This is a genomic window from Segatella sp. (assembly GCF_977051555.1).
The window spans coordinates 1-26,074 of sequence record NZ_CDRSSE010000032.1 but is presented as its reverse complement, the minus strand read 5'-3'; the positions used below and the strand labels follow the sequence as shown (position 1 = coordinate 26,074).

At 47.9% G+C, this 26,074-nt stretch carries 20 protein-coding genes and 1 pseudogene; 6 read left to right on the top strand and 15 right to left on the bottom strand.

Annotation, left to right across the window (positions count from 1 at the left end):
* Positions 1-46: 46 nt before the first annotated feature.
* The 5 genes from ACWJAO_RS08705 to dapB all read right to left on the bottom strand — a co-directional run bounded on the left by ACWJAO_RS08705 (position 47) and on the right by dapB (position 5,786).
* Positions 47-1,648 carry a hypothetical protein gene (locus ACWJAO_RS08705; protein ID WP_449139974.1) on the bottom strand — a complete coding sequence of 534 codons (1,602 nt, stop codon included), beginning with the start codon at positions 1,646-1,648 and terminating at the stop codon, positions 47-49.
* Between the two features lie 657 nt (positions 1,649-2,305).
* Positions 2,306-2,923, bottom strand: coding sequence for a WbqC family protein (locus ACWJAO_RS08700; RefSeq protein ID WP_449139973.1), 618 nt, complete (start codon positions 2,921-2,923; stop codon positions 2,306-2,308).
* A 188-nt stretch (positions 2,924-3,111) separates the two neighbouring features.
* The gene (locus ACWJAO_RS08695; RefSeq protein ID WP_317604535.1) at positions 3,112-3,552 is read right to left on the bottom strand and encodes a S26 family signal peptidase; all 441 of its coding nucleotides are present in this window, start codon (positions 3,550-3,552) and stop codon (positions 3,112-3,114) included.
* Between the two features lie 14 nt (positions 3,553-3,566).
* Positions 3,567-5,015 carry a signal peptidase I gene (gene lepB / locus ACWJAO_RS08690; protein ID WP_449139972.1) on the bottom strand — a complete coding sequence of 483 codons (1,449 nt, stop codon included), beginning with the start codon at positions 5,013-5,015 and terminating at the stop codon, positions 3,567-3,569.
* Between the two features lie 9 nt (positions 5,016-5,024).
* Positions 5,025-5,786, bottom strand: coding sequence for a 4-hydroxy-tetrahydrodipicolinate reductase (gene dapB, locus ACWJAO_RS08685; RefSeq protein WP_449139971.1), 762 nt, complete (start codon positions 5,784-5,786; stop codon positions 5,025-5,027).
* Between the two features lie 174 nt (positions 5,787-5,960).
* Here dapB and ACWJAO_RS08680 point away from each other — a divergent pair, with 174 nt between their 5' ends.
* The 4 genes from ACWJAO_RS08680 (at position 5,961) to dusB (ending at position 10,029) form a co-directional block, all read left to right on the top strand.
* The gene (locus ACWJAO_RS08680) at positions 5,961-6,374 is read left to right on the top strand and encodes an acyl-CoA thioesterase (RefSeq protein ID WP_117694969.1); all 414 of its coding nucleotides are present in this window, start codon (positions 5,961-5,963) and stop codon (positions 6,372-6,374) included.
* A 137-nt stretch (positions 6,375-6,511) separates the two neighbouring features.
* On the top strand, positions 6,512-7,804 hold the full coding sequence (locus ACWJAO_RS08675) for a DUF2851 family protein (RefSeq protein WP_449139970.1): 1,293 nt from the start codon (positions 6,512-6,514) through the stop codon (positions 7,802-7,804).
* A 12-nt stretch (positions 7,805-7,816) separates the two neighbouring features.
* Positions 7,817-8,947 (top strand): DNA-processing protein DprA, encoded by a 1,131-nt coding sequence (gene dprA / locus ACWJAO_RS08670; protein WP_449139969.1) that lies wholly within the window; start codon positions 7,817-7,819, stop codon positions 8,945-8,947.
* 92 nt (positions 8,948-9,039) lie between these two features.
* A complete protein-coding gene (gene dusB, locus ACWJAO_RS08665; protein ID WP_449139968.1) occupies positions 9,040-10,029 on the top strand; it encodes a tRNA dihydrouridine synthase DusB in 990 nt (329 codons plus the stop codon).
* A 148-nt stretch (positions 10,030-10,177) separates the two neighbouring features.
* On the opposite strand, the gene ACWJAO_RS08660 is transcribed toward dusB, so the two are convergent.
* From ACWJAO_RS08660 to ruvB, 5 genes are all read right to left on the bottom strand, one after another.
* Positions 10,178-12,211: a site-specific DNA-methyltransferase gene (locus ACWJAO_RS08660; RefSeq protein WP_449139967.1), complete on the bottom strand. Its 2,034-nt coding sequence runs from the start codon at positions 12,209-12,211 to the stop codon at positions 10,178-10,180.
* Positions 12,212-12,227: 16 nt separating this feature from the next.
* A complete protein-coding gene (locus tag ACWJAO_RS08655) occupies positions 12,228-15,032 on the bottom strand; it encodes a DEAD/DEAH box helicase family protein (RefSeq protein WP_449139966.1) in 2,805 nt (934 codons plus the stop codon).
* A gap of 223 nt (positions 15,033-15,255) precedes the next feature.
* Entirely contained in the window at positions 15,256-15,690 is a 435-nt protein-coding gene (gene ybeY, locus ACWJAO_RS08650; protein WP_006848933.1) for an rRNA maturation RNase YbeY, read from the bottom strand.
* Between the two features lie 19 nt (positions 15,691-15,709).
* A complete protein-coding gene (coaD, locus tag ACWJAO_RS08645) occupies positions 15,710-16,195 on the bottom strand; it encodes a pantetheine-phosphate adenylyltransferase (RefSeq protein WP_317576126.1) in 486 nt (161 codons plus the stop codon).
* Between the two features lie 22 nt (positions 16,196-16,217).
* Entirely contained in the window at positions 16,218-17,252 is a 1,035-nt protein-coding gene (gene ruvB, locus ACWJAO_RS08640; RefSeq protein WP_449139965.1) for a Holliday junction branch migration DNA helicase RuvB, read from the bottom strand.
* A gap of 273 nt (positions 17,253-17,525) precedes the next feature.
* On the opposite strand from ruvB, the gene ACWJAO_RS08635 reads away from it, so the two are divergent.
* Positions 17,526-18,497 (top strand): bile acid:sodium symporter family protein, encoded by a 972-nt coding sequence (locus ACWJAO_RS08635; protein WP_006848929.1) that lies wholly within the window; start codon positions 17,526-17,528, stop codon positions 18,495-18,497.
* 182 nt (positions 18,498-18,679) lie between these two features.
* Here the strand turns inward: ACWJAO_RS08635 and ACWJAO_RS08630 are convergent, their stop codons facing one another.
* The 5 genes and pseudogenes from ACWJAO_RS08630 to ACWJAO_RS08610 all read right to left on the bottom strand — a co-directional run.
* A complete protein-coding gene (locus ACWJAO_RS08630) occupies positions 18,680-20,263 on the bottom strand; it encodes a S41 family peptidase (protein ID WP_449139964.1) in 1,584 nt (527 codons plus the stop codon).
* A 137-nt stretch (positions 20,264-20,400) separates the two neighbouring features.
* Positions 20,401-22,290 carry a DNA topoisomerase IV subunit B gene (locus ACWJAO_RS08625; protein WP_449139984.1) on the bottom strand — a complete coding sequence of 630 codons (1,890 nt, stop codon included), beginning with the start codon at positions 22,288-22,290 and terminating at the stop codon, positions 20,401-20,403.
* Between the two features lie 219 nt (positions 22,291-22,509).
* Positions 22,510-23,661: an N-acetyltransferase gene (locus ACWJAO_RS08620; RefSeq protein WP_449139963.1), complete on the bottom strand. Its 1,152-nt coding sequence runs from the start codon at positions 23,659-23,661 to the stop codon at positions 22,510-22,512.
* A 164-nt stretch (positions 23,662-23,825) separates the two neighbouring features.
* Entirely contained in the window at positions 23,826-25,163 is a 1,338-nt protein-coding gene (locus tag ACWJAO_RS08615; protein ID WP_449139962.1) for an acetylxylan esterase, read from the bottom strand.
* Positions 25,164-25,406: 243 nt separating this feature from the next.
* Positions 25,407-25,571: pseudogene (locus ACWJAO_RS08610) on the bottom strand (IS1380 family transposase); the annotation flags it as partial.
* Positions 25,572-25,725: 154 nt separating this feature from the next.
* Here ACWJAO_RS08610 and ACWJAO_RS08605 point away from each other — a divergent pair.
* Positions 25,726-26,074, top strand: a 349-nt coding sequence (locus ACWJAO_RS08605; protein WP_449139961.1) for a carboxylesterase family protein, incomplete at its 3' end; no start/stop codon positions are given.

The window sequence follows — 26,074 nt, the reverse complement described above, 5'->3', positions numbered from 1 at the left end:
TAACTACAACGCACGCTATATTGCAAGATTACACCCACACGCCCTTTCAGGGCGTATGGGGTAAAAGATCCTCTAAATATAAATGCTTTTTATAGGCTTGTTCATTCATAAGGTTCATGAAGGCTTCTACAATATCGCAATAATGATAGAACTTGTCGGCTCTTACCTTGCCCCAGTCCTTCTGAGTAAGAGTCGCCCACTTCAGAGCCTTATGATCGCTAAACGGAACTACATCTGTTTGCGTCAGATCCTTTCTATGACAGTGTGGAGCCAATTCTATCGGATGTAAGCCTATCCTATCATATAGACTTGACAAATGTTCGCAGAAGGCAGTCTGACTTCTAGAATCAAATATCTCAAAATCGTTCATTAAGCGAAATACCGGATACCAGTCGGATTGACTCCTAATTAGCGTATCATGATCATTCTGTTTCCGATAAGCTGCCATCTTCTGGATGGCTTCATCAGCCAATTCCTTGAGCAACTTCTTACGCACTTCACCCGAAGGCTTCGCCCCCACAATCTTCATCGCCCGCAACGACTTCTCATCACCGTGCTTGCCCCACTGCTTCACATCGTTCACCCTGCCGTTCATAATCATCAGCACGATGCCCGAGAGCAGCTGGAGCATCTTCTTTCTAGGCACACGCTTATAAAACACCTGACGGAGGAAATCTACAGGGTCGGTCTTGAACGTTGGGTAGAGATTGTGGGGGAAGGCGTGCAGCTGCTGTTCTATGGCGTCCAGCTGGTCTTTATAATCGTAGGTGCCCGTCTGCTTCTTCTTGATGGCATTCGGGGCCTCTACGAAGAAAGAATAGGCCGCACGCTCGCGGTAAGCCGAACTGGTGATAAATCCCATCTCGGTAAGCAGAACGGCCCGGAGGCGCTGCAGTTCATCATCATCTATCTGCTCCAGCTTATGAAGGATGCGGTTTCTTGCCTGCGTCATTTCGCGGGAATAATCGCTGCGCTGGATTTCGAGGAAGCTGCTGAGCCGCTCCCTTGCCTCAGAAAGGCAGTCGGCAAGCTCCTCGCGGAGCATCGCCTCAGTTTCTGCATCAAGAGAACGGTTCTCGGTCTCAGAAGAGGTTTTATCGGATGCAGAGGAACCTTTATCGGATGCAGAAGAGCCTTTATCCGAAGCGCCTTCAGAGAGCGTATTCTTGAGGCGGATGATGCTGTTGATGACGCCTTCGAGCATCATGGTGCAGTCGCTGAAGCGGGTGAGCTGTTCGATGGGCAGCACAGGACCGGAATATTTCCAGTCATCATAAATCTTATCATCATATATTTCGCGGCGCGCCTGCTCTATCTCCTCATCAGAAACATCAGAGAGTGCCCTCACCATGAGCTGCAATCCAGCCTTATCGCCCTCATTCTTGCTGTTGCTGCCAATGCAGCGGGTGCGCAGATTCCGCTCCTTACGGGCGATGATGAGGGCACGCACGTCCTCGCCTTCCAGGGCTGAAACATAGCCTATGAGCTGCTGTTTGTCATAAGCTTTCACCGCCAGCATGTCGAAGGTGTTGGCGTCATCGGGGACGAGGCAGATGGTTCTTCCCTCTGCTTCTTTAGCATACTCTACCTCATGGCCTTTCACGTCATTATGGGTGAGTCCTACGATATGGAATGTGAGATTCTTCATTTTATGTTGTTATTATTGTTTTTACGTTGTTTGCCGTCAGCCTACAAAAGTAAGGTTTTTCGGTGAAACTACCAAGCATTCTTGTTTAAATTTCCTAAAAGCAGCTGAGGGGTTAACAGGGTTAACAGTTAACAGCTGTTTTTTGCATGGTCCCCCTCGCGTACCTTATTATATAATAATATATATACTTATTTTTATATAAGTGTGTGGATGGAAGTATGCATTTTTGGGGTGTTAACTGTTAACCTGTTAACCTTTCCCTCCCGGAACGCCCCCTCTTGCATCAGAACATTCTCTCTCCCGAAGTCCGTTTTCAGATGGCTGGCTGAACCATGGAAGAAAAAGCCCAAAAGCCCTGCTAGAGCCCGTTTTACGGCCTTATATGATGACTGGCGAGAGGCATAAATGATGACTGATGCGAGGCATAAATGATGGCTAAAAAGGGGCTAAATGACGTCTCACGAGGGGATGGTTCATGCGTCGCGACGGAAGAAATATTGCGTCGCGATGGAACAAGGAATGCGTCGCGACGGAAAAAAATCTGCATCGCGAAGCAGAAAAAAGGCTCTTTAGAGCAGTAAAACTATGAGTTTCGGGGCAGAAAGCTATGAGTAAGTTTTGTTAACTGAAGGAAAGCAACAAGGCGATACTCTTCTCTTATAGGAAGAATATCGCCTCGTTGCCTTCATTGAAAAGGAGGTCTAGGATGCTCATATTGGGCTGAAAACCGTATTTTTGCTCGTAAACCTGGTAATAGCGCTTCGACTCGAATTCGGGATCAGGAAGGGGTTTCTTAGGGCGAATCGCATCGCGGAAATCCTTGATTTCATTCTCTGCTCCCATTTCTTCACGCTGAATGTACTCTTCGGTAACGCTTATCTTGGGACGGATGTCGAGGAGTTCTATCATCTTCTCGGTTGTCTCCATGTTGAAATCGAAGAGGAACTCGTATTTCTTCTCGTAGAGGGGGCGGATATCGTCCTGGTAATACTCGAAGAAAGGACTCTCGCCATAGGCGGAAAGGAGCGCATTCCAGTGGACGTGGCGCCAGTTGGCGTGGTCGGAGATGCGGATGTCCTTCATCGACAGGGAGATGTCGTGGTTGGTGGGGATGGTGAGCGAGAGGGGGCCGTTGGTGGTAGGGATGAGCATGCGGTTACGATAGGTTTGCTTGATAAAGCTCTCGTGGCGCTCTATCAGGCATTCATCGTAGCGGTTCAGCTTCTGGTACCACTGGATGGGGCCGAAATATGTGGAGGAAAGAAGGGCTTTCAATTTACTTTGAACTTTGAGATTTGAACTTTGAACTTTATGATTACTTGGAACTGGGAACTTTGAACTTGAAACGTTGAACTTGAAACGTTGAACTTGAAACGTTGAACTTGGAACTTTATGATTAGCAATAAGTTGCTTGAGTGGCAGCATATCATAAAGTTCAAAGTTCCAAGTTCAATGTTCAATGTTTAAAACAGCTTATGGGCTTTGCCTATCATCTGGTGCTTATGAACGAGCTGCTGGCCGGTTGGCGTCTTCAAGAGATAGAAGCGGCAATCCTTGCAGCCGCAGCGCTTGCAGCATACGGTTGGGATGATGAACTGCACGGTGTCGATGCGCAGCGTATCGCCCGGAAGCTTCTCTATCCTGCCTATGAAATGAGACTCGAAGACGCGCTTGCGACGCTGGTTCTTGGGCTGGTAAACCACCGTATCGGTGAAAACAACCACATCACCACGCCCGAAATTTTCGCAGTCAATCCTGTTCACTATCACCCGGTTGCCTGCTTTCAGCTGCGGAGGAAGCCCGCCCTGAGGCACCGAGAAGATAGTGAAGACATAGGTGCGCACTGCCCAAGCCAGGAGCAGCGACAACACCAATGCTATTAGGAATTTGACGGCAGTCTTCAATTCTTATTTTTTTCTTACTTAATATTGTCTACGAAAGTGAAGAGGCGATTCCAACGAATGCCCGAGAAGCCCGGATGATCTGGACTGTGGCTCCACCAGATGAAGATTGGCTTGCCCACGATGTGGTCCTCAGGCACGAACCCCCAGTAGCGGCTGTCGGCTGAGTTGTGGCGGTTGTCGCCCATCATCCAGTAATAGTCGAGCTTGAAGGTGTAACTCTTCGCCTGCTTGCCGTTGATGAAGATGCGGCCGGCGTTGTCTACCTTCAGGTCGTTGTGCTCGTAAACCTTGATGCAGCGCTCGTAAACAGGCAGATTCTTCAGCGTAAGAGCGATGCTCTCGCCCTTCTTCGGAATCCAAACCGGACCGTAATTATCTCTTGTCCAGCCTGTATAGGCGTTGAGCGGATAGAGGTCGCCGTAGGTTGCATCAGTATTGATAGAGATGCTCTCTACGAGGTTCTTGTTCGCCTTCAGCGCCATGTAAGCCTTCTTGGTGAGCGGAATCACGCCGCTCTGATTATACATCAGCAGGTCTTCGTTGGTGATTCCCAACTCATCGGCAAGGTCGATAGGGAACTCGCCCTTGAGCTTCATCTTATAAGTATACTGCACGTTATCAGGCTCCTTGTTTGCCTTTCCGTTCAGATAAACGATGCGGTTCTTGATCTGCAGGGTCTGTCCTGGCAAGCCCACGCAGCGCTTTACATAGTTCTCGCGTCGGTCGGTAGGACGGCTGATAATGTCGCCATATTCGCCCGGCATACTGCTGATGTAGTTGCGGCCAGTAGCATAAACCTGCTCAAAATAGTGGCGCTGCTGCAATGGGCTCATCGCGCGCACATCCTTTTCCTGTCCGTTCTGCTGCATCAACTGGTCGCCGATGCTGTAAACCATCTGATAGTAATCATTCGCCTGATAGCGCTCCTCATTGACGAGCGTATCGCCTGCAGGATAGTTGAACACCACGATGTCGTTGAGCTTCACGTTGCCCAAGCCCTTTACGCGGCGGTAATCCCAGTGAGGCCACTCTATGTAGCTCTTCACGTTGACCAGCGGCATGGTGTGCTGGGTGAGCGGCATGGTGAGCGGAGTTTCAGGAATGCGAGGACCGTAGCTTACCTTGCTCACGAAGAGATAATCGCCCGTAAGGAGACTCTTTTCGAGAGAGGAAGACGGAATCACATAGTTCTGGAAGAAGAAGAGGTTGATGAAATAAACCGCTACGAGAGCGAACACCAGCGCATCTACCCAGCTCATGATGAAACGGATAGGACCTTCCTCATCCTTCCACCACTGCCAGTGAATCTTCTTGGTGATGTAAACGTCGAAGATGAACGGAACCACAATGAGTCCCAACCAGCTTTCTACCCAAACCAGAAAGAGGAGATAGAGGGCGAGAACCACTGCGAACTTCGCCCACTGTACCTTCATATTGAGTTTTTGTTTCTCTTTATCTATCATAACTTCTACTTAGAACTTAAATAAATCAGATGTGGTGAGCAAGCCGGAATGGTTGGCTGTAAACTCGGCTGCGAGAACGGCTCCCAGGGCGAAACCCTTGCGTGAATGGGCACTGTGCTCGATGGTAATCATATCAGCATCGCTGTCATACATCACGGTGTGGATTCCCGGAACCTCACCATCGCGTACGCAGTTGATGACCAGGTCTTCATCAGTAATGTTTGCATCGCCCTCATCGTGATGGCCATCCTCAGTCCAGTAAGTTACGCCACGCTTCCAGTCCTTCTTTCTGTCGATATTGTCGATGATTTCCTCGGCAAGGGTGATGGCTGTTCCAGATGGCGCATCGAGCTTATGAACGTGGTGGGTTTCCTGCATGCATACTGAGTACTGTGGAAAACCGTTCATGATTTTAGCCAGATAGCGGTTTACGGCAGAGAAAATGGCCACACCGATACTGAAGTTAGACGCCCAGAAGAGGGTCTGCTTACCATCGGTGCAGAGTTTCTCCACGTCTTCCTTATGGTCTTTCATCCAACCGGTAGAACCTGAAACCACCTTCACGTTGTGAGAGAAAGCCTTCAGATAGTTGCCGTAGGCAGCAGTAGGGTTGGTAAACTCAATGGCAACATCGGCAGAGCAGAATTCCGGGCTGTCAATGTCTTGAGGGTTATTCACGTCAATCTTACAAACGATTTCGTGGCCACGCTGCAGGGCGATCTCCTCGATCATGTGTCCCATCTTTCCGTAGCCAATCAAAGCAATTTTCATCTTTATCTATTTTTATTTTTGTTCTTATTTCTAAACCTTTCGGCAAAAATACAATTTTTTCTTCGAAAAACCTTGAAAAATCCTTGTTATTATAATAATAAATAGAAAATTTTGGTTATTTTTGCAGTGATTTAAGGCTTTTAGCCTCATTTAGTAACTAAAAAAGAAAAAATTATGAGCAGATATATTTTTGAGACGAAGATGGAAGTAAGAGATTATGAGTGCGATATTGAGGGCATCGTGAACAATGCCAATTATCTGCACTACATGGAACATACCCGCCATCTCTTTCTGAAGGAATGCGGCCTCAGCTTTGCCGAAATGCACAACAAGGGCGTGGATGCTGTGGTGGCGAGAATGAACCTGCAGTACAAGGTTCCGCTGCAATGCGATGATGAATTCTTCTCGCGTCTGTGGCTGGAGAAACAGGGCGTGAGATATGTTTTCCATCAGGACATCTTCCGTGCCAAGGACGAGAAACTCTGCCTCAAGGCAACCGTAGAGCTCGTTTGCCTCATCAACGGAAAGCTGGGCAACAGCGAGGACTACGATAAGGCATTCGAGAAATATTTCTCATCCCAAGGTTAACAGGTTAACAGTTAACAGCTGATTTTTCAATACCCCCCTTCCGCACACGAGCGAAGAACTTGCATCCGCCAAGGTCAAGCATTAGAACTTGCGTTCCGAAAGAGGCAATCTTATAACCCTAATAAAGCCGAACAATTATGGAGCAACTCCTTCACTACGTGTGGAAGCACAAGCTCTTCCCACTCACCCCACTCACCACTACCTGGCACCAGGCTGTGGAAGTAATTGACCCCGGACTGCACAACCGCAATGCAGGGCCCGATTTCTTCAATGCCAAAATCAAACTCAACGGAACCCTATGGGTGGGAAACGTGGAGATTCATGACAAGGCAAGCGACTGGTATGTGCACGGACATGCTAAGGATGAACGCTACGACAACGTTATCCTGCACGTTTGCGGAACCATCGATGTAGAAGCCAAGAACTCGAAAGGCGAGCCCCTCGTGCAGTTGCAGCTCGACATTCCCGAAAACGTATCGAAACATTATCAGGAGCTGCTGAGCATCGACCAGTATCCTCCCTGCTACCAGATTATCCCATCGCTCACCCGCCTCACCGTACACAGTTGGATGAGCGCCCTGCAAACCGAGCGCTTATCGCAGAAAACCGATGCGATAGAGGCGCGCGTAAAGCAATGTAACGGCGATTGGGAAAACGCCTACTTCGTGACCCTGGCGCGCAACTACGGATTCGGAATCAACGGCGACGCCTTCGAGCAGTGGGCTTACCATCTGCCGCTGAGAGCCGTAGACCATCACCGCGACGACCTCTTCCAGATAGAAGCCATCTTCCTGGGGCAAGCCGGACTGCTGGAACTGAACACCATTCCCGAAAGATATCAGAAAGATGCGCTGAACGACGGGTATTTCTCCCGGTTGAGGAACGAATACCTCTATCTCTCGCATAAATTCTCGCTGCAGCCGATGGATTACAAGCAGTGGCGCTTCCTGCGCCTGCGTCCGCAGAACTTCCCTCACATCCGCATCTCGCAGTTAGCCAATCTTTATTATAACCGCCGTGCGGGGCTGAGCCAGCTGCTGGAGGCAAGCACGGTGAAGGAGGCAAAGCAGGTGCTCTCAACCAGCGTTACGGAGTATTGGGAAACCCATTATACCTTCGGCAGCACGAGCATCCGGAACGAGAAGCATCTCTCCCCTTTCTCGCTCAATCTGCTCATCATCAACACCGTGGTTCCCATCCTCTTTGCCTATGGCAGGCACCGGGGCGAGGAGAAATACTGCGACCGCGCCTTCGACTTCCTGGAGGAGCTGAAGGCTGAGAATAACCACATAGTAAGGATGTGGAAGGAATGCGGGCTGCCGGTGGAGAACGCCGGGGATAGCCAGGCGCTCATACAGCTGAAGAAGGAATACTGCGACAGGAAGGAATGCCTGAGGTGCAGGATAGGTTACGAATACTTGAAGAGATAAAAGATAAAAATTATGGCTGACCAACAAGAAATACTGAACACCATCCTCCTGACAAGGCTCAATTACTTCAGCCTGGCAGGAATGCTGGAGCTATACAGAAAGGTAGGCTCCGCCACGCTCATCCTGGAGCATAAGAACAACCTCAGAGACATCCTCCCCGATGCCTCGGATAAACTCGTGAGCGCTATCCAGAACTGCGAAGAAGCCCGAAAACGCGCTGAGGAAGAACTGGAGTACGACATACGCTACGGAATAGAACCCATTCCGATGAACGACGACCGCTATCCGCAACGCCTCAAGGATTGCGATGACGCACCCCTCATCCTCTTCTATAAAGGCAACGCCAACCTCAACCAGCAGCGCGTCATCAACATCGTAGGAACCCGCCACTGTACACCTTACGGCGAAGACCTCATCCGCCGCTTCATCACCGACCTGAAGCAGCTCTCGCCCAACGTGCTTATCATGAGCGGACTTGCCTACGGAGTGGACATCGTGGCGCACCGCCAGGCACTCGCCAACGGCTACGAAACCATAGGCGTGCTAGCTCACGGTCTGGATGACCTCTATCCCCGTCAGCACCGGGAAACGGCGGCAAGAATGATAGAACAGGGCGGACTGCTCACCGAATTCCTTACCCGTACAAACGCTGATAAGATAAACTTCGTGCGCCGCAACCGCATCGTAGCGGGAATGTCGGATGCCTGCATCCTGATAGAGAGCGCAGCTCACGGCGGCGGCCTCATCACCTGCGATATTTCGCAATCCTACGGTAGGGATGTCTTTGCCTTCCCGGGCAGAATAGGTGATTACTACAGCGAAGGCTGCAACAACCTGATACGCAACAACGGCGCCACGCTCATCACCAGTGCCGAGGACTTTGTGAAGGACATGCGCTGGCAGGATGATACAACCCTGATGCGAGCCAAGCAGCAAGGCATCGAGCGCAACCTCTTCCCCGAGTTATCGCCCGAGGAGCAACTCATCGTAGAAGTCCTCTCCAAGACCAACGACCTGCAAGTGAATCTCATCTCCGTAAAGACGAATATCGACATTTCTCGCCTCACTTCCCTCCTCTTCACATTGGAGATGAAGGGAGTCATCAAGACCTTTGCAGGGGGAATGTATCATCTTTTGAAGTAGTATTTTCTTTATTTTCAGAAAAAAGCAGTAACTTTGCAGCCGCAAAAAAGAAGATATACATCATAGGAATAAGAAGATTTCACTCGAAACTCATGAAAATAGGAAATATAGAATTTGGGCCTCAGCCCCTCTTCCTCGCTCCGATGGAAGACGTAACAGATATTGGTTTTCGCATGCTCTGCAAGCGATTCGGAGCCGCCATGGTTTATACTGAGTTCGTATCGGCGGAAGCCTTGGTGAGAAGCATCAAGAGCACCGTCAGCAAGCTTACGATAAGCGATGAGGAGCGCCCTGTGGGCATTCAGATTTACGGCAGAACCACAGAGGATATGGTGGAAGCTGCAAAAATCGTAGAACAGGCGAATCCGGATGTGATTGATATTAACTTCGGCTGTCCGGTGAAGAAGGTTGCCGGAAAGGGTGCAGGAGCCGGAATGCTCCGGAATATCCCATTGATGCTGGATATTACAAGAGAGGTGGTAAAGGCGGTAAACGTGCCGGTAACTGTGAAAACCCGATTGGGATGGGATTGCGAGAACCTCATCATCACCGACCTTGCCGAGCAGCTGCAGGATTGCGGAATCCAGGCGCTCACCATCCACGGCAGAACCCGTAGCCAGATGTACACCGGAGAAGCCGACTGGAGCCTTATAGGAGAGGTGAAGAACAATCCCCGCATCCATATTCCTATCATCGGCAACGGCGATATTACAACCCCGGAAGAAGCCAAGCTTGCCTTCGAAAGATATGGTGTAGATGCGGTGATGATTGGCCGCGCCACCTTCGGAAGACCATGGATTTTCAAGGAAATACGCGATTATCTGGATAATACAGGCGCAACTCCATTAACCGTAGATGAGAAGATTGACCTCCTGGAGGAGCAGCTGCGCATCAACGTAGAGCGCATCGATGAGTACAGAGGCATTCTCCACACCCGTCGCCACCTAGCCGCCTCCCCTATCTTCAAGGGCATCCCCGATTTCCGCCAAACGAGAATCGCCATGCTGAGAGCCACTACCGTGGAGGAACTGAAAGAAATATTGAAAGAATGCCGGGAGAGAATCAAGGCGATAGAAATCTAGACTTGCTTGCGGCGGATGGCAAATCCGCCGAAACCATAAGATAAGTAAAGGGAGACTCCAACGATGATGGTTGAAATCTCCCTTTTTTATTCGCAGTTAACAGGTTAACAGTTAACAGCTGTTTCTTCTATACTTCCACCACTTTCGCTTATAGAACGAAAATGGTTTCATCTCCGCAAATATTACGAATTTTCAAGCGCAAAGGCTTATCGTCTGATACAATGCTAGCATCCCAATAATCCTGGGTTTTCTTTCCGTTGATGGTTACGGTTCCCATCTTCTCTATCTTCACCTCCATATCACTGTGCCAAGGAGCATTTTTCTCAGCATTGACGCAATCTACAGAAGCCCATTCGATGGTTTCCAGCCCTTCATCGCTGAGTTTTATTTTCGAGAAGTTGGCACTCTTACCGCTTGCTCGTTTCTTGTTTGCCTGCAGAACACCTTTTTCGTTGAAATCATGAACTTTCTTTGCTACTCGGTCGCTATGGAATGATTTCAGTTGAAGTTTCCATCCCATCGACAAGCCCAGCGGATCCTTGGCTTCCTGCAAATCCCATTCAGCCTCATCTTCCATTATCACCTCGTCGAGCACCTGCTTCAAGTCTCTCAACTCAAATTCTATCAGCGTCTGCTGGTTTTCGGCTTCTATGAATTGGCGCAACTCGTTTATCTCTTCCACATCCACGTAATAGATGATGACACGCTTCACCTCATCAGGCAAATCAGGCAGCGCCTTATGGATGATGTTCATCATCTCACTCTTATCCAGCACTCGCTTGCTTCCATCGAGTAGATTAGGCAGATATACGGGCATCATACCATACTTGCTGTCCATGATAGAGCCTGCCCAATATTGGCTGTCCAACTTGGCATTGGCAGTTAAGCCCGGTATCAGGTTGTCGCGTAGCTTATCCATCGTCTGTACAGGATTTCTGAAGAGACGCACGCCATCTTTCACTTCCTTTATCTCAAACTCAGCTCCGGCATTAACCAGTCGGTCGCGAGCCGTCTGGAGGCTATTGATATTCACGTCGCCATGAATAAAGCGGCGGTTGAGCTTATGAGCCACGGCTGCGGCTACCCCGCTTCCGCCAAAGAAATCAGCCACGAGCATTCCTTTGTTGGATGAAGCCTTGATAATACGCTCCAAAAGGGCTTCCGGCTTCTGAGTGGCGTAATTGACACGTTCCTCGGCTTGGGAGTTAACAGCATTCAAATCTGTCCATAATGCTTGTGAAGGCATTCCACTTAATTCATCCAAATACACTTTTGAACGGATTCCTCCTTTTGTAGTAAAATGTAAACGTCCTTCTTTATCCAATCGCTCCATGGTTTCTTTTGGGCAACGCCACAGAGAACGAACACCTTTATATTCATACTCATAACCACCACCTTGCAATCCTTTTGCAGTTAAGTTTCCACTATCCCATTTTCTGCCATCAGGATCAACGTGGGTAAAACGAGCCAAATAACTTTCGTCATAATCCTGAAAGACTGTATTAAAAGTATAACCTTGTCCTTTGGTATAAAAGAATATCATATCAAAGTTGTTTCCATAAAACCCTGCATCTGCATGAGTTGTACTTCTTTGCCACACAATCTCATTTCTGAAATTTTCCTCTCCGAAAATCTCGTCCATAAGAATCTTCACATAGTGTCCGATGTGATAATCCAGATGCACATAGATGCTTGCATTCTCGCTCATCACGCTCTTGATTGCCATCAGATTCTCGTACATCCAGTTGAGGTATCTTTCCTTGTCCCAGATGTCTCCGTACATTTTCTCCTCAAACTCTTTCATTTCCTCATTGTCGAGATTCTGCTCCGCTTCTTTCATTGCCTTTTGCACAAGCGGATTGCGGCGGATATAGATTTTCTTGGCATAATCGGCTCCGCTGGCAAAGGGCGGGTCGATATAAACCAAATCCACCTCTATGCCCTGCTCCTTGAGATAGGCACAGGTAGAAAGGCACTCACCATGCATCATCAGGTTATGCTTCTCGTTGGCGCCTCTCTTTTCGAGAGATTCCACCTCATAGAGCGGCATTCCTCGCTTAATATGCTCCACGATGCGATCGTTGTCACGATAGCGGAGAATGCGACGGGTGCGCACAAAATTATCCAGAAGGGCTTGACCCTCCAGGGTATTGGGATAATATGAAATATATTTTGTAGCCATTATCTTTATTCTATTTTTATATGAAAAATTCCTTGATCATCTGTAGGGTCTTTGCCATTCTTTCTTCAGCAGAAATGGTGTCCTCCAGATAAAGGAACTGGAATCGCTTGCGATGAAAAGCCTCATTGTTCTTGGGCACAAACACATCTCGCATAAACTCCAGGCGCTCCTTGAACTTGGCAGCATATACCTCGCCCTTCGTCTCTATGATGCAAATGCGGTCGATCTTGCCCTCTGCATCACGGCTGAGCACCAGGAAGTCGGGATAATAAAGTCCATCATACTGCCAGTGCTTGCCCTCCCTGCGATAGCAGCGAATCTTGAACTCTGTAAGCGTATCATCGCCATTGAAGTAATACTCCAGCTGCTTATCCTTCATCAGCGGAATCAATCCGTTGGCAAAGTATTCCTTCTCCAGGTTACTGTCGAAGCGGTAAGGCAGATAATGGTAAGTCTGATTGCGCTCAGGATATTCATCCTTAGGCAGCTTGTCTTTCACCATCATCTGGATGTCAGTATCAGAGAATCCGGCAGCCTTCATCTTTTCCACAACTGCCTTCACTTCTGGCGGGAGTTCCATCTTGCCCGGGTCATTATCCCATGCCAGGATTTCCTTCACCACTTTCTCGCTTGGATAGAAACGGCTGTCGTCTTCCACATCAAGAGGCATAGGTTGCTCCACCGAGAGGATGGTTGCCGTATCAGGAACCACCTCTTCTGAGATGCGGAAATCACGCTTAGGCACAAAAGCCTTCCGGATGTTGGCACGTATCTGATAATGGTCATACTCCATATTCTCTGTACGATATTTCCCATCCTGCTCATCAGCAATCGTAATTTCATCGAACAGTTTATGCAGCTGAGTCTCATACTGTTTCAATTCTTTCATACTCAGCGCCCCCATACTTTCCTTGGCTATTTTCTGCAACCACCAGTGGTAAGTGAAGCTCTCTCCATTCTCTTTTCTCAGCTCCTCATAGCCGAGCATGTTTCCTTCAAAGTCTTGAACATAAACCAGCGAGCGGTTAGCCTTCTGCTTCAAACTTTCGTCAGCAAGCAGCGTGGCAGTATCTGGCTGTTCTTCGATCACCTGAGTTTCATATTCCACTTTCAGTTGGAAGAAATCAATGGGTGGCACCTGCTGCTTATCCATACGTGAGAATCGCTCTATGCGCTTCTTTGCAGGTTCCGGCTTCTTGCTGAATTCCTGGAGTGTGATGTTCTGCTGCTGCTTCAATTCCTTGTTGAGTTTGTCGGCATTCCACCTGTTCATCCAAACCAAGGCTTTTTCCTGTTCGCCCCGAACCACCTGTCGCAGGCAGCGGCAGGAAGTTTGCAGCACCATGTTCTTAGGGCACGCCCCTTCATGAGGCAGCACCACGCCCGTAAGGCTCTTGCAATCCCATCCCTCCTTTCCTATCTGCACCAGCAGCACGATACGGATTTTAGAGGTAGGCGAATCGAGCATGGCGAAAGCTGCCTCTGAACCTTCGGGCTCTGCATATTTTCTGGCACCTGCCTTAGAGGAATTACTACCCTTATGGCGCTTCAGAATCACCTCTGCAGGGTTCAATCCATATTCCGTTACAATCTCGGATACGAGAGGATAGATTTCTTCTTCGAGAGTTGGAATCTGACCGCAATATACAGCAAGCTTCGCACAGGTTCCATCAGCATAGGTTGTATCCTTATATTTATCGAGAAACTCATACACTCCGCTTCTCACAATGGTCAGCATATCATGGTTCGTAAACTTTACTTCGGGACGCTTCAGGAAGTTGTCGATACCCTCCATCAACGTATAGAAATACACCACATTGGTGATATTGGTATTCTTGATATTGAAACTTCCGCCCAATGTCACCTTCTCTGCTTTTTCCAGATAAGGAGTGCCCGTAAAGCCAAGCACATTGCAGAAATTACAACCTTGAGTAGCCCATCCTGTAACCACCTGACGGAGTTTGATTTCACCATCAGAAGCATGATGCACCTCATCGATAAAAATAGAAAGAGAAGGTATTTTACATATCATATTGCGCAGCTCATTAGCCACATCCACCAGCCGGCGTTCATCATCCGAAAGAAGACTCTGGTCTTTCCCGTTCTCCTCCCATCTGTCTAAGATAACCTTCTCTGCATTTGTAATAGCCACCAATCCCATCATCGTACCTCCATCCCAATGCTGGTTAATCTTAAACGCATTGGGATTTCTGATTACATTGCTTTTCCTGGCACTTTTTTGCTCATCAAGGATTTCAAATTTTACGAGCCTCTTCAGCTGCATGGCTGTAGCTGCCGGGAAAAGCCAGGTAACGTCAAAGTTCTGAATACTACGAAGACTAGGAACAATGCTTGACTTCAAGCCGGATGGTGCCAATATCAGAAAATTATGTGCCCATATCGGATTATGCGGCTCATTCTGAGCAAAGTATAAATCTATATAAATGAATGCGGCCATCAGATAGGTTTTTCCCGCACCCATAGGAAGACTGAAAAGATAATCCGAATAAGTTACCTGGTAAAAGATATCCTTCAACACTTTCTCGTAATCAATCTCCCTGGCATGATGACGGATAAACTGCTCCAGCTCTGGAGCTATCTGCTTGCCGTTGCGGTCTTTCTGTCTACTATACTGATACAAGGCCAACGCAGCAGGATTCTTTGTCATCACATCCCGTGCCTCTGCATTGATTTCCTCTGCATCAACGTCAGTTTCATTAAATTTGCCTTCTGCAAAAAGTTGCCAAAGCGGCTTGCCCTGACAGGCTATTTTCAAAAACAGATAAGTCTTGATAGCATCAATCTGGGCATCACGCAACATACCTCGCTGATCAATATAATCAACGAGGTATAAAACCGTACAATCAGAAGATTGAAACCATAAATCTCTTTTCTTTTGTATAAGTTGATAGAACATCTTTCTTCTTTTGTATTAACCATCAACCACATTCAGAAGTTAACAGGTTAACAGTTAACAGTTGTTTTTTCTATACTTCTACCTGAAATTGAAGAAACCTAGCTTCCTCAAATTATAGAGAAAGGCTTTACTTCTTCAATATTGAAGCACCTTCGAGCAGGGCGAGCGCCTTGTTCTCGTTCTCCTCCATGATTTCGCGCTCTCCCGGACCTTTGTCGTTAATTCCGCAGAGGTGCAGGATGCCGTGGATGATGACGCGGTGAAGCTCATCATCGTAGGTCTTGCCAAACTGCTCGGCATTGGTGCGGACCGTATCCAGCGAAATCACGATGTCGCCGTTAATCACATCATCCTCATCATAATCGAAGGTGATGACATCGGTATAGTAATCATGACCCAGATACTCATTGTTCACTTCGAGAATCTTCTCGTCATCTACAAACATATAGCCAATCTCACCCACCTTGCGGCCATGAGAGGCAGCTACCTTACGAATCCAGGCACTCGTATCACGCTTCTTGATCTTTGGCATTTTCACGCCATCTACATTGTATGTTATCATACGCTTCTTCCTCCTATTTTTATTTTATTTTTGGTAAAAATTCATCTACTTCTTTTCCGAAAAATCTCAATTCCCTGACCAACGTAGAGCTGATGCTGCTGTATCTTGGGTCGGAAAACAGCAGGATAGTTTCTACGCCGCCCAACTGCTTATTGATGTCAGCCTGCTCTCTTTCGTACTCGAAATCCTTGGCAGAACGGACGCCACGAACCAGAAACCTGGCTCCCAGGCGATGCGCCAAATCGATGGTAAGATCATCGTAAGAAACCACCTCAAGGCGATAACCCTTAGATGCATCTTCCGCATCTACCAGTTCCGAACATTCCTTCGGGAAAACAGCCTTAATATCCTCCACACGCTTCGAGATTTCCTCGCTGGCGTGCTTCAGCTTGCTCACCGCCACTGCAATCACGAGCTTGTCGAACATCGGCAGAGCACGCTCGGCAATGTTCTGATGTCCTATCGTAAATGGGTCGAATGTACCTGTAAATATTCCTATCTTCATGTTTTTCTTCACTCTTCGTTCTTTACTCAAACAAGTCTCCCTGCATAATATTGCTTGTATACGGATTTCTGCCAAGATGCTCGTAGGCAAGCGACGTTGCCATTCTGCCTCGCGGCGTGCGCTTGATGAAACCCTCCATGATGAGGAACGGCTCGTAAACCTCCTCTACGGTGCCACCATCCTCGCCTATTGCCGTGGCAATGGTGCTTACGCCTACCGGACCGCCACGGAACTTGTCGATGATGGTGGTGAGAATCTTATTATCAATCTCATCCAAGCCATACTGGTCGATGTTGAGTGCCTTGAGCGCCATTTGGGCAATATCGTAAGTGATGGTTCCGTTGCCCTTTACCTGGGCGAAATCACGCACTCTTCTGAGCAGAGAGTTGGCGATACGAGGAGTTCCGCGCGAACGGCGGGAGATTTCTACAGCCGCCTCATCCTCTATCGGCACCTTCAGGAGCATCGCACTTCGCTTGATAATCTTCTGAAGCGTAGCCGGGTCGTAATATTCCAGATGCAGATTGATTCCGAAACGGGCACGGAGAGGAGCTGTAAGCAGACCGCTTCTCGTTGTCGCTCCCACGAGGGTAAACGGATTCAAGTCTATCTGTATGCTGCGAGCCGAAGGACCCTTATCTATCATGATGTCGATGCGGTAATCCTCCATCGCCGAATAGAGATACTCCTCTACGACAGGCGAAAGACGGTGGATTTCATCGATAAAGAGCACATCGTTGGGCTCCAGCGAGGTAAGGATTCCTGCCAGATCGCCCGGCTTATCAAGCACAGGACCCGATGTAATCTTGAATCCTACGCCCAGTTCGTTGGCGATGATGTTGCTCAGCGTGGTCTTACCCAATCCCGGCGGACCATGGAGGAGCGTATGGTCGAGCGGTTCGCCACGATATTTGGCAGCCTCAACAAAGACCTCGAGATTTTCCACCACGCCATTCTGTCCGCTGAAATCAGAAAACTTCAGCGGGCGCAGCGCCTTCTCGAATTCCTTTTCGGCAGGCGAAACCATTTCTTGTCTTATATCAAAATCTTCGTTCATTCTATGACTATTATCGATAATATGGGTGCAAAGTTACACATTTGTTGCGGAATTAAAGAAGAAAAGCCGAATTATTTTGCCCATGATTTTGCACAATCCCAAAAGATTCGTGCAGATTTGTAAGCGTTATCCCATAAAAATGTTATAATTTATCATTTTCTTGCAGAATAATTTGTTTATCCGATAGAAAAGACATACTTTTGCACTCGATATTGAAAGCGAGGAAAGAAATAAATAAGAGAGAAATATCAGGATTTTAAAAGAAATAGAATTATGCTTAAGTTATTCCAAGGGCTCAGCAAGCTGCTGGCCAATTACACATCTATCTTCGTGATAGGTGTTGCAGTGTTCACATTCTTCTTCCCACATACCTTCGACTGGGTGCGCGGAACTACTCAGACCGTCATTCTCGGCATCATCATGCTCACCATGGGTCTGACCTTGACCACCAACGACTTCAAGATTCTGGCTCAGCGCCCGCTGGATGTCTTCATCGGAGCCTGTGCCCAGTTTATCATCATGCCTGGCGTGGCTTACACCCTGGTTCATGTGTGGCATCTTGACCCAGCCCTGGCACTCGGAATCCTGCTGGTAGGTTGCTGTCCGGGCGGCGTTTCGAGCAACATTATGAGTTATCTGTGTCATGGCGACGTAGCTTTCTCCGTAGGAATGACCTGCGCCTCAACCATTCTTGCACCGGTGATGACTCCGCTGCTGATGAAGATTACGGCAGGCGAGATTATCCATGTAGATGCTGTGGGAATGTTCATCAACATCCTCATCGTAACGATTATTCCTGTAGCCATCGGCTGCGCCCTCAACTATATTTACGGCAAGAAAGACTGCTTCCCTACCATCCAGAGTCTGATGCCGGGCATCAGCGTTACGTGTCTGGCAATCATCGTAGGCGGTGTGATTTCTACGGTTCATGATGACCTCGTTGCTCGCGGCTTATCGCTTTTCCTCTGGACTTTCGCCGTGGTTTTCTGCCACAACACGCTGGGTTATCTTCTCGGTTGGCTTGCCGGCAAATGTGCCGGATTCAATACCGCTAAGAAGCGTACCATCAGTATTGAGGTCGGCATGCAGAACGCCGGTCTTGCCACGGTACTTGCTGGCAATTTCTTCGCAGCCCAGCCTCTCGCCGTATTGCCTTGCGCCATCAGCTGCGCCTGGCACAGTATTTCGGGCACCATCCTTGCAGGAATCTATCTGAAATGGGACCATCTGCATGAGAAGAAGTAAATGACTTCTGAAAAAGATAAATACGAAAAAAGGTCGTGAGATTTCTGATTGAACCTCACGACCTTTTCTTATATCATTACCTCACGGGGTTAACAGGTTAACAGTTAACAGCCGTTTTTTCTATGGTTACATGAGCAAAACACTTGAATTATTCACTCATCGTTCTTCACTCTTCACTTAATCTACTTCCCCGTAGTCAGCAGCTGCACGGCTCGCTGAACTATCTCGTTTGTCTCGTTCCAAACCTGGAAGTACTGGCTCATATCCCAGATATCTCGCGCTACAAGGGCTTTCAGCTGCAGGGCGAGGTATTTCTTGGTCTGAGTTAATTCAGCCTCATCCTTCGGCTCTATCTTCTCCTTCTTGCCCTCGGCGATAATGCCATCTATCAGCGAAGAAGGAACCTCGTAAGTGGCGAGGAACTTGTTGAAATCCTTATACTGGCTCTTGAGTTCCTTGCGATGCGCATCGATGAACTTCAGACTCTGGTTGATGACGATGCTCTTGGCAGCCAACTGACGGTGCATCTTGGTGTACTTGGTTGTATCCAGCGGAACGAAATAATCTGGCATGATTCCACCACCACCATAAACTACACGATGCTTGCGCAAGGTGTAATACTTCAGACTGTCTGAAAGATGGATGCTGTCCTGATTGGTGAACTCGCCATGCTTGTAACGCTTGTCCAGATCCATCGCATAATCCAATCTGTCACCTTTCTTATATGGCTTCTGGATGCATCTGCCGCTAGGCGTATAGTAATGGGCGATGGTGAGACGAATCTCGCTGCCATCATCAAAGGTCAGCGGACGCTGCACCAATCCCTTGCCGAAGGTTCTGCGACCAACCACTACGCCACGGTCCTGATCCTGGATGGCTCCGGAAACAATCTCGGCGGCAGAAGCGGTAAACTCATTGGTGAGCACCACCACCTTGCCCTTGCGCCATCTGCCGTTAGCCTGTGCCTTGTATTCCTGGCGAGGCGCTGCACGACCACTGGTATAAACGATGAGATCGCCCTTCTGCAGGAACTCGTTGGCAATCTGAGCCGCAGCCTGAAGATAGCCTCCGCCATTATCCTCAAGATCGAAGATAAGGTCCTTCATTCCTTTCTTTTTCAGCGAATCCATCGCTATTGTTACCTCTTTATGACTGGTAAGACCGAAGCTCCCCAATCGGATGTATCCGATGCCCGGACGAATCATATAAGCCGCATCCATCGTAGTTACCGGAATTTTATCGCGCTTTACCTTGAAGATGAGTTTATCCTTGATGCCATGGCGCACGATGGTAAGGTTCACCGTGGTTCCCTTAGGACCACGAAGGCGCTTCATGATTTCCTCCTTGCTCATCTTGACGCCCGAAATGGCAGTATCGTTTACCGCCACAATGCGGTCGCCGGCAATGATTCCCACCTTCTCAGAAGGTCCGTTCGTAACCGGCTGGATAACGAGCAGCGTATCATCTACCATGTTAAACTGCACGCCAATGCCATCAAAACTGCCGTTCAGCGGCTCGTTCATCGCCTTGGTTTCCTTGGCTGTAGCGTAAGAAGAATGAGGATCGAGCTTTTCGAGCATGCCTCGGATGGCGTCCTCTACGAGCTTATTCTCATCCACACTATCCACATAGAGGTTGGTAATGGCAATTTCCGCCCTTCCCAACTTCTCTATCGGGCTGTTCTTGCCCATCTTGATGCGCAGCTGGGCACTGGCAGAAGTTACTGCCAGGAATGCTACCAGTGCTATGAATAGATATTTCTTCATTTCTTAAAACTTAAAGTTTATGAAAGAGAGAAATCCTTCAAGAGTTAACAGGTTAACAGTTAACAGCGCTTTTTTCAATGGTTACCCCCCGAAAGCACTTGAATTCTTCACTCTTCGTTCTTTACTCTTCACTTCATTTAATCCAGCGGCTCAGAGTCTTCCTCCGGAATATCCTCTTCTATCACCAGATTTTCGATGATGAAGTTCTGGCGCTCCATCGTGTTCTTACCCATATAATATTCCAGCAGCTTCTGCACCTGATCGGTTTTATGCAGCGTAACCTGCTCCAATCGCATGTCGGGACCGATAAAATGGGCGAATTCATCAGGCGAAATCTCTCCCAATCCTTTGAATCGGGTGATTTCAGGATCAGGGCCCAAATCGCGAATCGCCTGCTGGCGCTCCTCATCGCTGTAACAGTAATGCGTGATGAAATCGCTCTTTTTCTCCTTTCTTCCCAGTTTCGCATCCGCATCAGCCACCGCCTGCTTGTTCTTGATCTTGGTTCGCTTGTTGCGCACTCGGAACAATGGGGTCTGAAGCACGTAGACATGGCCCTTCTTGATGAGATCTGGGAAAAACTGAAGGAAGAAGGTGATGATGAGCAGGCGGATGTGCATTCCGTCGACATCCGCATCGGTTGCCACAATCACCTTGTTGTAACGCAATGAATCCAAGCCGTCCTCTATATCGAGAGCCGCCTGAAGCAGATTGAACTCCTCGTTCTCATAAACCACCTTCTTGGTAAGACCGAAGCTGTTGAGCGGTTTACCACGCAGAGAGAACACCGCCTGGGTGTTCACATCGCGGCTCTTGGTGATGCTTCCGCTGGCAGAATCGCCCTCGGTGATGAAGATGGAACTCTCCTCCTTGCGCTCGTTCTTGGCGTCGCTGAAATGGATGCGGCAGTCGCGGAGCTTGCGGTTGTGGAGATTCGCCTTCTTGGCACGCTCACGGGCGAGTTTGGTAACGCCCGCCATCGCCTTGCGCTCACGCTCGCTCTCCTTAATCTTGTTCTCCAGAATCTCAGCCACATCCTTGTGGATATGGAGATAGTTGTCTACTTCCTTCTTCAGGAAATCGCCCACATACTTATTGATGGTTTCGCCACCATTCGGCGTCATCGTAGTACTTCCGAGCTTAATCTTGGTCTGACTCTCGAAGACCGGTTCTTCTACGTTGATGGCAATGGCAGCCACCAGTCCGTTTCGGATGTCAGCATACTCATACTTGCCGTAGAACTCCTTGATAGTCTTGGCAATATGCTCCTTGAAGGCACTCTGATGCGTACCTCCCTGGGTGGTGTGCTGACCGTTGACGAAGGAATAATACTCCTCGCCATACTGGTTGGTATGGGTGAAGGCAATCTCGATGTCCTCGCCCTTCATGTGGACGATGTCGTAGAGACCTTCGTTGGTCATATTATCGCTCAGCAAATCCTGCAGACCATGGCGGCTCAAGATGCGGCGGCCATTGTGCATGATGGTGAGTCCGGTGTTCAGATAAGTATAGTTGCGGAGCATCGTTTCCACGAAATCATCGTGGAAGGAATAGTTCTTGAAGAGTGTATTATCCGGCTCGAAGAAGATAAAGGTACCGTTCTCGTCCTCAGTATCTTCCATCGTGTCGCTCTTCAGAATACCTTTCTCAAACTTCAGATGGCGCACCTTTCCGTCGCGGTACGACTTTACCTCGAAATGGGAACTGAGGGCATTGACCGCCTTCACACCCACACCATTCAGACCTACGCTCTTCTTGAACGCCTTGCTGTCGTACTTACCACCGGTATTCAGCACACTTACAGCCTCAACGAGCTTGCCCTGAGGAATACCACGGCCATAGTCGCGCACGCTGACACGCAGATTGTCCTCGATATCGATTTCCAGACGGACACCTGCGCCCATCTTGAATTCATCGATAGAGTTGTCTACCACCTCCTTCAAGAGCACATAAATACCATCTTCCGGCAGATTTCCATCTCCCAGACGGCCGATGTACATACCCGGACGGGTGCGTACATGCTCCATATCGCTCAAGTGGCGGATGTTATCATCGGTATATTCTACCGGCTGCTGCTCCTGAGGGGCATTGGTAAGCTCATCAGCAGCATTCAATTCGCTGTTACCTAAGTTTTTATCTTCAGACATGATTTCCTCCTTAGTTATTCTTATTTATTTTCCTATAACATAGCAAATGATGTTGCAATATTCTGTTTATCAGATAATTGCCAACATAACAATTACTATTTACCTGATACTCTTAATATAGCAGTTGCGGCGCTTGTGAAGGACTGGATCCAAGACGCCCCATTGTCCCTGCACGGCAGCATTATCTTCCATTTCCACCTGTGTTTCTCCCCACTCGATTCCATACTTCTGATAGATAGGAATCAGGTCGGCAAAGAGCAGCGCATTGGCACCCTTAGCACGGTATTCCGGCTGGATTCCGATGAGCAGAAGGTCGACAATCTTGGTTTTATGGAACTTGATGGCGCGCAGCAGATGCCACCAGCCAAAAGGAAGCAGCCTGCCCCTATAACACTTCTGCAGAGCTCTGGAAAGGGAAGGCATCGTAATACCGATACCTATCATCTTATGATCCTCGGTAGTCCAGTCTTCTATGGCTGTTACAAAGTTCAGGTCGAGCAAAGACAGATACATCTTGATGTACTGGTCTATCTGCTTCTGTGAAAGTTCGGAATAACCATAGAGATGCTTGTATGTATCATTGATGAGGTCGAAAATCTTCTGTCCGTATCCGCCCTGATAAATATCCTTACGGGTAAGTTTGCGGACATGGAGATTGTATCTTTTCTCTATCATCGCCGCTATCTTGGAATATTTCTCCGGGATGGTATCTGGCACCATCAGTTTATACTCTACATACTTATTATCTACGGTAAAACCCTCCAGAGCCTCAATGTGCTCAGGATAATATGAATAATTATAAATGGTAGGCATGGTGCCTAGCTGGTCAAAGCCCCAGGTAAGCATGCCTTCTGGATCCATATCGGTAAAACCCAGCGGACCTACAATATCTTCCATTCCCTTCTCCTTACCATATTTCTCTACAGCATCGAGAAGAGCCTTGGAAACCTCGCGGTCGTCAATGAAATCAATCCAGCCGAAACGGACCGACTTCCTGCCCCATTTATTGTTTGCCTTATGATTGATAATGGCAGCGACGCGACCTGCCAGCTTGCCGTCCTTATAGGCAAGAAAATACTCTGCCTCGCAGAACTCGAACGCTGCGTTCTTGTCCTTGCTCAGAGTATTCATGTCGTCGCTGAAAAGATTAGGCACATCATATTCGTTGCCTTCGTAGAGGTCGTAATGGAAGTCGATGAATGTCTTCAAGTCCTTCTTTGTTTCAACCTTTTTAATTTCTATTAATGACATGATTTTCAAACTAGTTTGCAATATTATAAATGCAAAAGTAGCAATATTTTGGCAAATTACCAAATATTGCTACTTTTTTTGCAGTTTTTTAGGGGTTAAAATTTAATTACAGCCCCCAAACTAGCCTATATCACCCATTTACTGGCTTTTTGACGGAATCAGTTTTACTTAACAAGATGCTCTTTTATCCAAACCATCTGCTGATAATTTGTATCGGGTGTAGTCCAATGCTCATTGATTGGAGTGAGCAAAGCTTCCTTCTTACATTTCAACGTATTCCAAACAGCATAGCTGGTAGTTGGCGGACAGGTATTATCGTTATATCCCCATGTAAGATAAGTTGGGGCCTTTACCTTGCGGGCAAAATTCACCACATCATAATAAGCCATCGTGTTGAGACAATCCTTGTTCTTCAAGATCTCATGATATTTATTGAAGTGAGGATAACCACCCGTTCTTCCCTTCTCTGCATAACCAGCCATATCGCTGAGCGCCGGATGATTGGCCACGCACTGGGTTACTCTGCTATCAAGACCGGCTGCAATAATAGCCAAGGCTCCACCCTGACTTCCGCCCTGCACAGCCACATTCTTTCCGTCCCACTCTGGGAGAGAGGTTAGGAAATCGATGCAGCGCACCAGTCCCTGATAAACATGGCGCATGTAGTAGCGGTTCTTATCTTCCAATCCATTGGCAAGATAACCACCGTTTGCATCGTTGAATCCCTTGCTTATCTCCTGGAATGTTTCGGCTGGGAGACGTGGGTCGAGACCATGAATCTCTATCTCGAAGCGGATGAATCCGTTCTCGGCGTAATATTTATTGCGCATAGGCTCCTTGATGGTTTTGATGCCGGCTCCTGGAGGTGTGAGAACCACAGGATGGCTACCCTGCTTGGCATTCTTGGGATAGAAGAGATAGCCATACATCGCATGACCTTTCTTATCTATCTGAAGTTTAACGAGATAACAGTCTATCTTGTCGGTACAGTATTCCTTGGCGAGTTCCTTGGTATAGCTCATCGGCACATTCTTCAGTTCGTCCTTTGCCTGCTGCCAGAATGCATCAAAATCCTTAGGCTCCTGGGTATAAGGCTGAATCTTATCTACCGAGAATCCTACTTTGATATGATGCTGATAGGTCTTGCCATCGAGTTTATAGAATAATCTCAAATCGCGGAAGCCCGGTGTCTTTCGGGTTCCCATGTTCACGATGGCGCGTCCATTCTTCAGCTTGAAGCTTCCTTTCTTGTCAGCCTTCAGCATGTCATCGCCTATTTCATAGTTCACCTCGCCGTCACGGGGAATTCCATACTTATAGAAACTTACTTCCACCTTAGCCTGTTCGCCCGTCTTATAGAGCCAGTCGGCATGGTCAGGCACGGTTAGCCAAAGATAATCACTGCGATAGGGATAGTTCTCCGCCATCACACTAAACACACTCGTCATGTTCATCACCAGGATAAACAGAAGCGATAGATAGATTGTCCTTAATCTGTTCATAATTTTATAGTTTGTTTTTTAAATTATAATATTCAACTATCATATATGAGCGCAAAAGTACAACATTCCATTGAGATAACAAAATGATTTCAAGGATATTTTTGTTCAAGATACCCTCAATAGGCATCTTGAACAAACAAATATCCTTCCCGATAGTTTTAAGCACTGGCGGAAAACTAACACTCTCCAAGGAATCACAATAAGAAAAAGCTCGATCATCTATTCTCTCCAACACTGGCGAGAAGTGCGAAGTGTCGGATGAAGCGAGAGATGATTCATCAAATGAGTAGTGAAATTCTGAGGGTGGAGTCGATTACAGAAGACAATATGGAGTCAAATTGCTCCATGACCCGAAATTATTCTTCCAAAAGGAGTGAGTTTCTCAGATTTAATTAGTATCTTTGCCATGTCATATCAGAGTTTTGCTTGTTTTCTTTTGCAACACTAAGATAAGTAAAAATTCTGACACAGTAAAATCCTGAGCAACTTTCTGTTGCTCAGGTGCTTAAAAAGTTTAATTAATAATAGTGTTGCGGAATTAATGGAATAACTAGAAATGAGATTGAAAAGACATCTACTGACAGCCGCCCTGGCACTCTTTTGCCTATCGGCAGCTAACGCCCAACTGCTAAGAACAACGGTGGAGCAAGGAGAAATTGAAGGTGTGGAACATGAAGGATTCGCCCTATACAAGGGAATCCCATACGCTGAAGCACCAGTGGGCAACCTCAGATGGAAAGCCCCTGTGAGCAAGAAGCCTTGGAAGGGAGTATTCAAAGCAGACAAATGGGGAGACCGTCCACCACAGCCCATCGACCCTAACCAAAATGGTGGAGAGCTGGGCATGAGCGAGGACTGCCTATACCTCAGTGTGGAAACGCCAGCCAAGAGTAAGAATGACAAACTCCCTG

Bases quoted from the DNA above. Each gene is read 5' to 3' on its own strand.
- ACWJAO_RS08705 (WP_449139974.1), bottom strand. From the start codon at position 1,648: ATGAAGAATCTCACATTCCATATCGTAGGACTCACCCATAATGACGTG.
- lepB (WP_449139972.1), bottom strand. From the start codon at position 5,015: ATGATAGATAAAGAGAAACAAAAACTCAATATGAAGGTACAGTGGGCG.
- dapB (WP_449139971.1), bottom strand. From the start codon at position 5,786: ATGAAAATTGCTTTGATTGGCTACGGAAAGATGGGACACATGATCGAG.
- ACWJAO_RS08680 (WP_117694969.1), top strand. From the start codon at position 5,961: ATGAGCAGATATATTTTTGAGACGAAGATGGAAGTAAGAGATTATGAG.
- ACWJAO_RS08675 (WP_449139970.1), top strand. From the start codon at position 6,512: ATGGAGCAACTCCTTCACTACGTGTGGAAGCACAAGCTCTTCCCACTC.
- dprA (WP_449139969.1), top strand. From the start codon at position 7,817: ATGGCTGACCAACAAGAAATACTGAACACCATCCTCCTGACAAGGCTC.
- dusB (WP_449139968.1), top strand. From the start codon at position 9,040: ATGAAAATAGGAAATATAGAATTTGGGCCTCAGCCCCTCTTCCTCGCT.
- ACWJAO_RS08660 (WP_449139967.1), bottom strand. From the start codon at position 12,211: ATGGCTACAAAATATATTTCATATTATCCCAATACCCTGGAGGGTCAA.
- ACWJAO_RS08655 (WP_449139966.1), bottom strand. From the start codon at position 15,032: ATGTTGCGTGATGCCCAGATTGATGCTATCAAGACTTATCTGTTTTTG.
- ybeY (WP_006848933.1), bottom strand. From the start codon at position 15,690: ATGATAACATACAATGTAGATGGCGTGAAAATGCCAAAGATCAAGAAG.
- coaD (WP_317576126.1), bottom strand. From the start codon at position 16,195: ATGAAGATAGGAATATTTACAGGTACATTCGACCCATTTACGATAGGA.
- ruvB (WP_449139965.1), bottom strand. From the start codon at position 17,252: ATGAACGAAGATTTTGATATAAGACAAGAAATGGTTTCGCCTGCCGAA.
- ACWJAO_RS08635 (WP_006848929.1), top strand. From the start codon at position 17,526: ATGCTTAAGTTATTCCAAGGGCTCAGCAAGCTGCTGGCCAATTACACA.
- ACWJAO_RS08630 (WP_449139964.1), bottom strand. From the start codon at position 20,263: ATGAAGAAATATCTATTCATAGCACTGGTAGCATTCCTGGCAGTAACT.
- ACWJAO_RS08625 (WP_449139984.1), bottom strand. From the start codon at position 22,290: ATGGAGCATGTACGCACCCGTCCGGGTATGTACATCGGCCGTCTGGGA.
- ACWJAO_RS08620 (WP_449139963.1), bottom strand. From the start codon at position 23,661: ATGTCATTAATAGAAATTAAAAAGGTTGAAACAAAGAAGGACTTGAAG.
- ACWJAO_RS08615 (WP_449139962.1), bottom strand. From the start codon at position 25,163: ATGAACAGATTAAGGACAATCTATCTATCGCTTCTGTTTATCCTGGTG.